Genomic DNA, 12,509 nt, shown 5'->3' with positions numbered 1-12,509 from the left:
TTGGTATGATTGGGTTTTATGTAAGGTGAGAGTGTGATGTTAACAATTTGTTAACATAGAGGATTTTAATGGAGGCTTCTCATAAGTTGACTAAACTTATGGAAAGCTTCTTTTTTCATTTCATGTGTTACATGTAGATATACATTCTTCGTAATTTGATTGTCGGTATGACCGTACCGATCCGTAAATGTATTAGAAGTAGAGAAAGATAGTTCAAATCAACCATTTAACTATGAGATTTGTTTGATGGATGCTGATGGAAATAACCCTATGCAACTCCCAAATAATCCAGATTTTTTAGGGAGTTTTCAAACTAATTAGTCGCCATTTGTTGTTTTTTAACACCTTTTTTTTATCAAAAGAACTGAACCTTCTATCATCCCGAAACTTTAAGGGATTAATGAATAAGAATTAGGCTAGAGTGTTCATTTAGGCTCTATTTTATTACGGATTAACAAAAGGGATTGCACAATTTCTTAATGAAGTAACAAAACAAGAATGGTTAACAAGAAAAATACATTCTGAATTAACAATGAAAACTCTTTAGTGAATTTTTGACAGTTTAGGTGAATAGCATATAGGCAGGAGGAGGGGGATACATGTTCTATGTTGTTATGTAGGGGATACACTAGCGGATATTGCCTCGACCGTCTTTAAGACTACCCTCAAAACATGAAGTAAAACAAAAATGTTTAGGTGAGAGATAACGTACGCTAACAGCCCGATTGGTTCAACTAACAATCAGTGGAGGATGAATAGCCCCCACTAATTGAAGTTTCACTTTATTACTGGTTATTTTAGGTGATAGGTTTCATCGAAAAAGCTGTCTCACTTTATATCGAATTTAGTATTGAGTAGATAAATTAATTTAATGGAGGGTTAAGTGATGCAACTTTTTTACAAAGTCCTTCCCGGTGATTCGCTGTATCTGATTGCGAAGCGATGGGAGCTACCGGTTGAGTCTCTTATTGCCGCAAACAATCTTGGTCCCCCTTATATGATTTATGTAGGACAACAGCTTGCTGTTCCTCCTGGTGTTGATGTTATACGTGTAAGACCTGGAGATACGGTTTTTAAAATTGCTCAATATTACGGTGTTCCTCTAGATGTTATTTTCGAAGCAAATAGGCTTCTTCCTCCTTATGTGATCCAAGTCGGGCAGCTGTTAAAAGTTCCGCCTGGTGTTCCTTACTATGTTGTTCAACCTGGTGACACGCTTTTTCAAATTGCAAGGCGCTTTAACGTAATGACAGGGGGACACAGCAATTTTGAGCTAATTAGGCAGGTGAATAGGCTTCCTTCCTATGATCTATTCCCGGGGATGAGGCTTATCATTCCTTATGCTCCCCCTGGGGACCAAGGATTGATTGCCTATACATCCAATCGTGGGGGAGATTATGATATATGGTTATATAACCCTAGTAATAGTGTGAACATACAACTTACAACAGGCTTAGGGGAATCATTTTCGGTTCCTTATTGGTCACCTGATAGTAGCAGAATCGCTTTTGTTGGGAAAGATGGCATTCTCTATGTCGTTCAAGTAGCAGAAGGTGCAGTTTCCCGTATTGATCAGTTCGAAGATGGGTTAGGCGTTTATTTACATTGGTCACCTGATAGTAAAAAAATCGTGTATCCGAAGCAATATGACATTATTTTGTACAATGTTATTACACATAAAGCTGAGAGAATAAACCAGCCAAGTGCAACCGATGTCCATTGGCTTCCGAGCGGTATTGAACTGCTTTTTCAAGCTCCAGATGCATCAGGAATCAGTCAGCTTTTCCGGATTCGAACGGATGGAACAGGTAAGCGGCAAATTACCGAAAATAAAGCGGGAGCACTTAATCATGTTCGACTTTCTCCGAATGGATCGTATGCATTGTATACAACGCCTGGTGTAAGTATCTCAATTATTTTCACTGTAGAAATTTCAACTGGTAACGTATTTGAAGTGAGCGGAGGACCGCTTGGGAAAAACTATCTTCCAGTATGGTCTCCTGATTCATCGATAATTGCTTATAGTGCGACGGCGTATGAAGACATCGGATACTTTTCACTGATCAGAACAACGGGAAGGCAAGGAGAAAACGATCGAACAAGGGCAATCTCGGATTGCTTTGCCACTCCTGTTACATGGTCACCAGGTGGCAGAAAAATTGCCTATCTTTCGGGGTGTAACTACGAGGGAGCAGCGAGCGAAATGTGGGTAATGGATGTCAACCATCCTGTTCCGATTCGATTAATTGAAGGAGTATTGATTACAGCTTTGCAATGGTCGCCTATGGCAGTTTCTCCGTTGAAAAAGACCTACACCGATACGACCTATAACGTCAGGTTTCAATATCCTTCACATTGGCAAAGAGTAACTGAAGAAAGATACGAAGGCCCGGATGGTTTCTTCCAGATTACAGCGATTTTTTCAGATGAAACAATTAATACTGTGTGCCAGAATGAAGCATTCCATCAACTCTTACCATACGGTACAGAACCACGCATTTATAACACACAAATTGAAAAACAAGAAGCATGCTTGATTTTACCTTCTGAAGACCAACCTCTTGAAATGCGTGGTCAAGCTGCTTTAATCGTTCAGTACCCTACAACGATTCAAATAGATGGAACAACTTATAATTACTTTATCTTATGGGCAGACCAGAACCATATATCTGAAATAAGCACGACTCTTACTTTTCTGTTGTAGGGGTAAAGGGACAGGTACCTTGTCCCTGCTTCTTCTTGCATATACGGTAATTGACAAGTATCCCTATCATATTTTCCTATTGGTTAAAAATTTCGGAAAGGGAGCTGGAACCAAATAGATTTATTCTCCTTAAAAAAATAGGGACAAAAGGGGACACTATTGATAATACGATTTATTAATCTAATTATTGGTAGCGTTTACACATCTGGTAGTGACTTAATCTGTAAGGTGAAAAGTATTTTTATAATGGCTAATTCCTTTCTGAATCTTAAAATTTTATTGACAAGTAGAAGGGTAGAACTTATTATTTGATAATGGTTATCAATTTCAATGAGAGAAGGAAGTTTTATGTTAAATCACATACATAAGAAAAGATTTTTATTTATGTCTGCAATGATTTTTATTTTATCCATGACTTTACTTGGTTGTTCAGAATCAAGTGAATCAGTAGGAGAATCTGCCTCTAAAAGTGAAAGTAGTAATTTGATTACTTTTGCTTGGCCTAGAGATATAGGGGAAATGAATCCACATTTATACAACCCAAATCAATTATTTGCTCAATCTATGGTATATGAACCTTTAGTTAGCTATCAAGAAGATGGAGAGCTAAAACCACACTTAGCAGAAAATTGGGATATATCTGAAGATGGAAAAGAATATGTATTCCACTTACGTCAAGACGTAACATTTACTGATGACACAAGTTTTAATGCAGAGATTGTCAAAAAGAACTTTGATGCTATATTAACAAATGTAGACTTACATAGTTGGTTGGGGTTTATTTCGAAGATTGCTCAAACAGAGGTTATCGATGAGTATACATTTAAACTTACATTAACAGAGCCATATTATCCTACGATTCAAGAATTAGCTGTTGTTCGTCCTGTACGCTTTTTAGGAGAAGCAGGATTTCCTGAAGACGGTGATACTTCAAAAGGTGTAGTCAAACCAGTAGGTACAGGTCCTTGGATTTTAGAAGAATATAAAGTAGATGAATATGCTGTATTCACGCGTAATGATAGTTATTGGGGTGAACTTTCGAGTGTAGAAAAAATTAAAGTTAAAGTTATTCCCGATGCGGAAACACGTGTACTTGCATTTGAAAAAGGTGATTTAGACCTTATATACGGTGAGGGTGTTATCAGTTTAGATTCTTTTAATCAATTACAATCCACAGGGATCTATGGGACTAGTATTTCTGAACCAGTTGCTACTAGACAGCTAGTCATGAATACGAATAAAGAACAGCTTTCAGATGATCGTGTTCGTCAAGCATTACATTATGGATTTAATAAAGAAGCAATGGTTGAGGGTGTGACATCTGGTTTGGAAGAGGCGGCAGATTATATCTTACCAACAAACTATCCTTACACTTCCGATCTTGATGCAACCACGGTTAGTTATAATGTTGAAAAAGCGAAACATTTATTAGATGAAGCAGGATGGAAAGTTCCTGAAGGAAAAAATGTTCGTGAAAAAGATGGGAAACCACTTGAGATAGAGTTAATGTACAACTCTGCAGAGTCCATTCAAAAGACTATGGCTGAAACCTTACAATCTGAGTGGGCAGGATTAGGTGTTAAATTAAATATTGTTGGAGTTGAGCTAACTACTCAAGTAGAAAGATTTAAAGCAAATGAGTTCGATATGAATTTCTTTAGTAACTATGGTGCTCCTTATGACCCACATACGTTTGTGAACATAGTAGCTACAGAAGGTTTTGGATTTAGCGAAGCAATTTCAGCTTACTCTAATAAAGAGGAATTACTGAATCAAATTGCTGCGGTTACACAAACAACTGAAGAAAACGAACGTCAACAACTATATACGGAAATTTTAGGTTCATTACAAGAACAAGGAGCAATTGTACCAATTTCCTATATTAAGAAAATAGCAATCTATCAAGAGAATGTTTATAATTTCACATTTCCGGCTAATCGGGATGAATATTCAGTCATAGGTATTAGCATCGAGGAGTAATCGACAGGAGATTTTCTTATGGGCATCTATATCGTGAAACGAATTATGACAATTATTCCAATATTTCTATTCGCTACTTTGCTAACATTTGGAATGATTCACCTATCGCCGGTGGATCCGGCGGAGGCATACCTAGCCGCTGCGCATATCCAACCAACAGATGAGATATTGGCCCAAAAAAGACATGAATTTGGCTTAGATCAACCTCTTCATATACAATTTGTGAACTCAGTTATTAAGATATCCCAATTGGACTTTGGGGTATCTTATGTAACGAATAAACCTGTATGGGAAGAGGTTTATTCTCGAATACCAGCAACAATTCAGTTAACTGTAGGGAGCATTATAATAGCGATCCTTGTCAGTATCCCAATTGGTTTTTTAGCAGGTCTAAAGAAAAACAGTGGAATCGACCATTTCAGTCGATTTCTTTCCTTTTTTGGAGCATCGATACCTTCTTTCTGGCTTGGATATTTATTAATTTATTTCCTTTCTGTAAAATTAGATCTTTTTCCAGTAGAAGGTATAGGAACATGGAAGCATCTAGTTTTACCTTCTGTAACTTTGGCTTTACCTTTAATCGCATTATATACTCGACTATTACGTGCAAGTGTTCTTGAAAATTTACAAGAGCCCTATGTGCTTTTTGCCCGAACGAGAGGGATTCATGAAAGAGTCATAATGGGAAAACATGTTTTTAGAATTGCCATTTCTCCTATGATTACAGGACTAGGGATGAATTTAGGACACCTGATGACTGGAGCTATCATTGTAGAGGCAGTCTTCTCATGGCCCGGATTTGGTCGGTATTTTATTGAGGCTATCTTTAATCGTGATGTGCCAGTCATTCAGTGTTATGTGTTGTTAGCAGCATGTTTATTCCTTATCAGCAACCTAATAGTCGACCTTATCCAAATGTATATTGACCCACGTATTTCAAGAAAAGAAAGGCAGTTCCTATGATTGCAAGGACTCGTATTATATTAAAAAGTCAAAAAATAATTGTTCTTAGTTCGCTAATATTGTTCGTGCTATTTTTTATCATGATCTTTGCTCCGTGGCTTGCACCTAATGACCCTACTACTGTTAATTTAGTTCATAAACTTCAGCCGCCGTCTTTGGCTTACCCATTTGGAACCGATCAATTAGGAAGATGTACACTATCACGCATTTTATTTGGTGCCCGTGTTTCACTAGGATTTGCTATATTAATTTTTATTTCAGCTTTAAGTATCGGTTTGATCATTGGTCTTATTGCTGGTTATAAAGGTGGTTGGGTGGATCAGGTGTTAATGAGATTCGCTGATGGTGTGATGGCATTTCCAAGTCTATTGCTTGTCCTTGGATTAGTTGGGATATGGGGTGCAGGGCTTAAACAAGTCGTATTTGCATTAATTTTCGTACAATGGGTCTATTACGCAAGGGTAATCCGTGGAGTCGTTCTAAGCCTGAAAGAACAGAACTATATAACGGCTGCTAAAATAAGTGGTTCTTCACAATGGAAAATCATGAAGAAACATATTATTCCTAATGTCCTTCCACCACTAGCGGTAATGGGAACATTAGAAATGGGTTGGGCAATAATGCATTTATCTTCTATTTCCTTTTTAGGTTTAGGCGTTCAACCCCCTACACCTGAGTGGGGAGCGATGATACACGAAGGGAAATCATATATTAGGACAAATCCATCATTAATGCTTTATCCAGGGTTAATGATTATGCTAGTTGTCGTTACCTTTAATTTATTAGGCGAATCACTATCAGAACGTTTTGGAATTAAACGTCGATAATAAAAAAGGAATGATAATATGGAAAAAAAAGATCATAATATCCTACAAGTCAAAGATTTATGTGTGCAAGTTAAAACAAAAGCTGGTTTTACTTCACTTGTTCAAGGTCTTAATTTTGGAATTGAAAAAGGAAAGGTATTAGGTATTGTTGGGGAAAGTGGTAGTGGTAAAACGGTCACAAGTATGTCTATTTTACAACTTCTTGATCAGAAAAGTATGGAAATTCAAGGGAGTATTACACTAAAAGGGCAGGAATTAAATGGTTTAAAAAATAAAGACATGCAGAAAATTCGCGGTAAGGACATCGCCTTTATTATGCAAAATCCGATGAATGCCTTTACTCCTGTTTTTACGATTGGTCATCAATTCGTTGAAACAATTAAATCTCATACGTCATTAAATAAGAAGCAAGCCAAGGAGCTAGCCATTGAAGTAATGCAATATGTAAACTTGCCCGATCCTGCAAAATTATTAAAAAACTATCCATTTCAATTAAGTGGAGGTATGCTTCAACGTGTAATGATAGCCATGGCCACATGCTTACATCCATCTGTTATTATTGCTGATGAACCAACAACTGCGCTTGATCTTCATAACCAATTATTAGTCCTTCGTTTATTGGATAAAATTCGTTCTGAATATGGAACTTCTATCTTACTAATTTCCCATGATCTTGGAGTAATTGCAGAAATGGCAGATGATGTAATCGTGATGAAGCGTGGAAGAATTATAGAAAAGGCAAATGTATTTGAATTATTTGATCATCCACAACATGAGTACACAAAGAAACTATTAAACACAAGACCTATCTTACAAGTTGAACAACAGCCTCTAATCAATATGTTGTAATAGATTGAATTGTATTTGCAAAGGGGTAAAACAAATGAGCTTACTAGAGGTTAGAGAAGTAAATCATAGTTATCATTCTAAGAAACTTTTTAAATGGAAAGATCAATCAAATAGAGCACTTATTGATATTTCTTTTTCGATTGAAGAAGGAACCTGTTTAGGATTACTTGGGACAAGTGGAGCAGGTAAAAGCACCTTAGGAAAAGTGGTTCTTGGCATACAACGCCCACAGCAAGGTCAGGTGTTGTTTCAAGGATATAACATTTATAATACAGATAAACATACTCAACGAAACATACGCCGTAATCTACAAGTTGTTTTTCAGGATTCATATTCATCTGTTAATCCGCATATGACTGCCGAACGTATTATAAGCGAACCATTAGATAACTATGAAAAATTAACTCTAAATGAAAAAAGAAAAACTATTATTTCGTTATTGGAAAGAGTAGGTTTAAGTGAAAAAGATTTAAATAAATATCCACATCAATTTAGCGGTGGACAATTGCAAAGGATAAATATTGCTCGAGCAATCTCTTTAAAACCAAAGCTAATCATTCTAGACGAATCGGTAAGTAGTTTAGATATGGTTACACAAAGATTAATTTTAGAATTGTTAAGAGAATTAAAAGATGACTTTGGCTTATCTTATCTATTTATTACGCATAATATTAAAGCCGCCTTTTCAATCTCTGATAGCCTAGGTGTACTCGAAAAAGGAGAATTAATCGAATTTTATGATAGAAAAGATCAATTTTTTTCCTCGGAAAACCCTGTGGTTAAACAGATGAGAGACTCCATTCTTGTAGAACATCCGCGTTTTCGTCACTTTCGTCCACGTAAAGGGCAACCACTTTAAGTATAGGGAGTCGTATCAAAACATATAAAAATGAATGGATTAGTAGCTAATATTTAAATAGTCGTAAACAAAAACGCTAACAGTTTGCTAACGAAATTCAGTGAAAAACAGTAAAATACCTTTAAAGAAGTTACAGGAGAAATTTATGAAAATTTTGATGCGCACTTTTTAGCATACATCATTAAAGATATTACAGACTCTCACCATAGGGGCGGCATGATGTAATTCATGCGCTCATGAAGCCTGAAATTATGGCTTTCATCTAATTAGTGTAGGTTGAGAATAACTACATTTTCACCCCACTTCTAAAAGCAAAAGCTTCTCATTCATTATTGAATGAGAAGCTTTTTTGTTTACCTACACAATTCCAATCACTATAGCAATCACTAGTAACACCACACTGAAGCCCCATATCCAGAAGAAGGAGTAGCGGATGTGTTTACCCATCTCCAGTCCAGCTAACCCTAGAGCCAGCCATAGAGCAGGTGAGAAAGGGCTAATAAAGGTTCCGATAATGTTTCCGATTACCATGGCATATGCAGCAGAGGTAGACTCAACTCCATATGAAGTAACGATTTGCTCAACGACTGGCAAGAGAGCAAAATAATATGCATCAGTGTTCAAGATTAATTCAAACGGGGCTCCGAAAAAACCTATGATCAAGTGAAGATGAGGAATGATAAAAGCAGGTAACAAGGTAACAAGACCGGTAGCAAGAGCATCAAGCATTCCAGATCCTCCTAAAATCCCTAGGAATGAACCAGCTGCTAAAATGATGGCAGCCATTAAGAGAGCGTTCGGTGCATGAGCTTTTATTCTTTCCATCTGATCATCTACTTTAGGATAGTTAAGTGGTAAGGCAATACTTAACGCAATCATAAAGATAAATCCTGCCGGAAGAATTCCCCAAACTAACATAGCGATCAATCCAAGTGTTAACAGTAGATTGACCCAGAGTAACTTCGGTCTTGCAAGACTGCTATCTTTCACATGAGGAACTTCATTATCTGAGTAATCAATAGCTGCAGCAACTTCTAACTGCTCATCAGATTCAAATGTCTGCTTTTCAATGCGACGCTTTTCTCTTAATCCTAAAAAGTAGGCCATACCCACTAAGAGAACGAGTGCGATGATTTGAAGCGGAATGAGAGGTCTCCATAGCTCGGTTGGGTCCATTCCTAAAACAGAGCCGACACGTCCGATTGGTCCAGCCCATGGCACCATATTCATAATACTTGCACTAGCCCCAACTAATAAGAGTAGCAAGTATGGATTCATTTTCAAGCGCTTATATAATGGAAGGAGTGCTGGGATCGTAATTAAGAAAGTGGAAGCTCCTGACCCATCTAAATGAGCGATAGCTGCAATAATGACGGTTCCTACCGCCACAGCAACAATATTACCTTTAGAAATCTTGATCACTTTGTTGATAACAGGATCAAATAATCCTGCATCCTGCATAATCCCGAAATAAAGAATTGCGAAGATGAACATGATGACAATGCTCATCACTTGATTGACACCCTCGTTAAAAAAGAGGCCGATATCGGCTATTGTAAAGCCAGCTAAAAGAGCCCCGATAATTGGAATCGTGATAAGGCTTATAATAGGTGTCATTTTGCCGCTAAGAAGAAATAGGACAATAGCTAAGATTGTAAAAAATCCAATGATACTAAGCATAATTCTCTCCCCTTATAATGTGATATAAAGAGGGGGTGAAAGCGGATACATTTACCCTTAAATAAAATACCCCTCTTTTTCTGATTTGTCTGATATTACAGAACTTTATCATCAAAAATAAGAGGGGGGAAGTTTAAGAACATTAATGCAATAATGTTCTTTTTGGGTATTTTGTTCATTTTGTTCACGGAGTAGTATAACGTCTTTCTGGTCTTCCTACATCACCATATTTTAATTCTGCTTTTGCTTGGTTAATGGAGACTAGATATTCTAAGTACCGTCTTGCAGTGGAACGGCTGGTTCCAACTGCTTCTCCTAAATCGCTGGCTGTCAGTCCTCCTTCCTTTCCCATACTGAGTACGGTTTGCACTTTTTCTAACGTCAAGCTATCAATTCCTTTTGGTAGCTTATTGTTTTCGTTTGAAAGGGAAAGGGTAGAGTCTGAAACCCCAGTCAATTGATCGATTTCCTCTTGAGATAACTGATCTTTTACAGCCAGTGTGGTTCGTTGTTTTTTGTATCTTTCTAACGTGCTTTTAAAGCGGTTAAAGTCTACAGGCTTCACGATATAGTCAAAAATACCGCCACGCAGGACTTCTTCAAATGTGGGAACTTCTTTTGCAGCTGTAGTCATAATAAGATCAACAGTAGGTTGGTTTCTGCGAATACTCCAGAACAGCTCGAGCCCTTCTACATCAGGAATATAAACATCTAATAAAACAAGGTCCGGCAACGGATGATTAGATAGAAGTAACTCGGTTTCAGCACCTGTTTTACATATACGAATAACTTCAAAGCCTTCCACCTTTTCAACAAAACGTTGAGTGATTTCTGCTACACGAAAGTCATCTTCAACAATTAAAACTTGATATAATTCTTGCATGATCTGCCTCCTTAACTCTCTGAATCTTTTGGGATCGTGATAACGAAGCAAGCACCTCCAAGGTCGCTTTCTTCTAGATAAATGTTTCCACCTGCTTCTAGGAGCGCCTCTTTAGTAAGAGCAAGGCCAAATCCGCGATGAGCTCCTTTTTTAGTTGAGAATCCTTTAGTGAATATCTCATTTGCTAAATCCGGAGGGATCCCTGGACCAGAGTCATCAATTTCAAAAATAATATCATCACCGATATCTGTGAAAAACACATTAACCTGACGAGGGGAATGACGATTTGTTTTAGCAGAATCTATTGCATTCTCAATAAGGTTGCCTAAAGCAGTCAGTAGTAAATCGCGTTTATGTTCTTCTAGTGGATAGGTTAGCTGGCTTCCGTCTTCAATCACCATTTCAACTCTTTGTTCCATAGCTTGGTTGAGCTTACCAAGAAGGATCGCGTTGATCATTGGGTCTGGAACCTTTTCTAGTAAGAAATGAATCCAATCTTGTTGAATGTTGTTCTCCTTTTTAATGAACGATATGGCTTCCTTTTTTCTATTTAATTGTAGCAAACCTAAAATGGTAAAAAGCTTGTTCGAAAATTCATGAGTTTGTGCACGTAAGGCATCTGCATATTGCTTTGTTTTAGTTAGTTCTTTCGTAAGTTGATCAATTTCTGTTTTATTACGAAATGTTGAAACAGCCCCAATTAACTTTTTTTCATAAAAGATAGGGACACGGTTGACTAAAACCGTAATGCCTCCTATGTACATCTGTTTGTCAAAATGACTTTCCCCAGTATGAAGAACTTGTGGCAGGGCGGATTGAGGCAAAACCTCTTTAATAGGTTTACCGATTGGGCTTATTAATGCCTTATTTTGATCATAAAGTAACTTCAGGGCAGCGTGATTAGCTAGAGTGATCATTCCTTCTTGATTAACAGCAATGATCCCTTCATGTGTAGATTGTAAGATGGTTTCCTTTTGCAATAATAGGTGGGTGATTTCCTCAGGTTCTAAACCATATAATAACTTTTTAATATAATGAGCAATGAATATAGCACCAATGATACCGAAGCTGACAATTAAGAAAAGAACGAACCAAAGTTCTCTGCTGTATGTATGGATTAAGCTTTGTACATCATTAATTAAGTATCCTACTGAAACGACACCGACAATCTCGTTTTCTGAGTACACAGGAACCTTTCCTCGAATGGAATAGCCTAAGGACCCGATTGCTTTAGAAACATAAGACTCACCATCAATTAAAGCAGGCTCATTATCCTCACCAATCATTTTTAAGCCGATTTTTTCTAAATCTGGGTGAGCGTACCGGATTTCATCTGTATTTCCTACAACAATAAACTCTGCACCAGTAGCTTCTTGAATCGGTTTAACTAAAGGTTGAATAACAGAGGCAGGATCAGGCTCTGCAAAAGCCTCTTGTAGTTCAGGGATGTGAGAAATACTTGTCGCCACACTTAAGGCTCTTTCTCCCAATTGAGTTTCGATCGTGTCTGAGAAGAAGTAATGGAGAAATACACCCATTGTAATGAACATAAGCGAAATAAGTGTACCAATTAAAAGAATCATTTTTAGTTTCAGCTTAATTTTAACATTCGGTTTAAGAAGGAACTTTTCATAAGCATTATGTTGAAATAGATTCAATAGAAGCTCCCCTTTTTATTAGTTCTATCTAGATTCACTTTTATTATCATCTCAAATGGAAGAAGTATCAAGGTTGTAAGATTGTGGTTGTATCTATTGTCTAGGT

General features: G+C 37.2%; 9 protein-coding genes. 6 read left to right on the top strand and 3 right to left on the bottom strand.

Annotation, left to right across the window (positions count from 1 at the left end):
- Positions 1-886 precede the first annotated feature (886 nt).
- From RYX56_RS19840 to nikE, 6 genes are all read left to right on the top strand, one after another.
- The gene (locus RYX56_RS19840; protein WP_317123770.1) at positions 887-2,704 is read left to right on the top strand and encodes a LysM peptidoglycan-binding domain-containing protein; all 1,818 of its coding nucleotides are present in this window, start codon (positions 887-889) and stop codon (positions 2,702-2,704) included.
- Between the two features lie 348 nt (positions 2,705-3,052).
- Complete coding sequence (gene nikA / locus RYX56_RS19835) at positions 3,053-4,684, top strand: nickel ABC transporter substrate-binding protein (protein WP_317123769.1); 1,632 nt, start codon at positions 3,053-3,055, stop codon at positions 4,682-4,684.
- An 18-nt stretch (positions 4,685-4,702) separates the two neighbouring features.
- Positions 4,703-5,647 (top strand): nickel ABC transporter permease subunit NikB, encoded by a 945-nt coding sequence (gene nikB, locus RYX56_RS19830; protein ID WP_317123768.1) that lies wholly within the window; start codon positions 4,703-4,705, stop codon positions 5,645-5,647.
- Complete coding sequence (nikC, locus tag RYX56_RS19825; RefSeq protein ID WP_317123767.1) at positions 5,644-6,474, top strand: nickel ABC transporter permease subunit NikC; 831 nt, start codon at positions 5,644-5,646, stop codon at positions 6,472-6,474. The genes nikB and nikC overlap by 4 nt, the downstream gene beginning before the upstream one ends.
- A gap of 18 nt (positions 6,475-6,492) precedes the next feature.
- Positions 6,493-7,323 carry a nickel import ATP-binding protein NikD gene (gene nikD, locus RYX56_RS19820; RefSeq protein WP_317123766.1) on the top strand — a complete coding sequence of 277 codons (831 nt, stop codon included), beginning with the start codon at positions 6,493-6,495 and terminating at the stop codon, positions 7,321-7,323.
- A 34-nt stretch (positions 7,324-7,357) separates the two neighbouring features.
- Complete coding sequence (gene nikE, locus RYX56_RS19815; protein ID WP_317123765.1) at positions 7,358-8,182, top strand: nickel import ATP-binding protein NikE; 825 nt, start codon at positions 7,358-7,360, stop codon at positions 8,180-8,182.
- A 357-nt stretch (positions 8,183-8,539) separates the two neighbouring features.
- Here the strand turns inward: nikE and RYX56_RS19810 are convergent, their stop codons facing one another.
- The 3 genes from RYX56_RS19810 to RYX56_RS19800 form a co-directional block, all read right to left on the bottom strand.
- Positions 8,540-9,862: a CitMHS family transporter gene (locus RYX56_RS19810; RefSeq protein ID WP_317123764.1), complete on the bottom strand. Its 1,323-nt coding sequence runs from the start codon at positions 9,860-9,862 to the stop codon at positions 8,540-8,542.
- A gap of 184 nt (positions 9,863-10,046) precedes the next feature.
- Positions 10,047-10,745: a response regulator gene (locus RYX56_RS19805; RefSeq protein WP_317123763.1), complete on the bottom strand. Its 699-nt coding sequence runs from the start codon at positions 10,743-10,745 to the stop codon at positions 10,047-10,049.
- Positions 10,746-10,756: 11 nt separating this feature from the next.
- The gene (locus RYX56_RS19800) at positions 10,757-12,403 is read right to left on the bottom strand and encodes an ATP-binding protein (RefSeq protein WP_317123762.1); all 1,647 of its coding nucleotides are present in this window, start codon (positions 12,401-12,403) and stop codon (positions 10,757-10,759) included.
- Positions 12,404-12,509: the final 106 nt, after the last annotated feature.

Origin of the sequence: Alkalihalophilus lindianensis (assembly GCF_032843265.1) — a bacterium.
GTDB classification, from domain to species: domain Bacteria; phylum Bacillota; class Bacilli; order Bacillales; family Bacillaceae_D; genus Alkalihalophilus; species Alkalihalophilus lindianensis.
The sequence above is the reverse complement of the archived record's forward strand: the minus strand, read 5'-3'. Positions and strand labels throughout refer to the sequence as shown.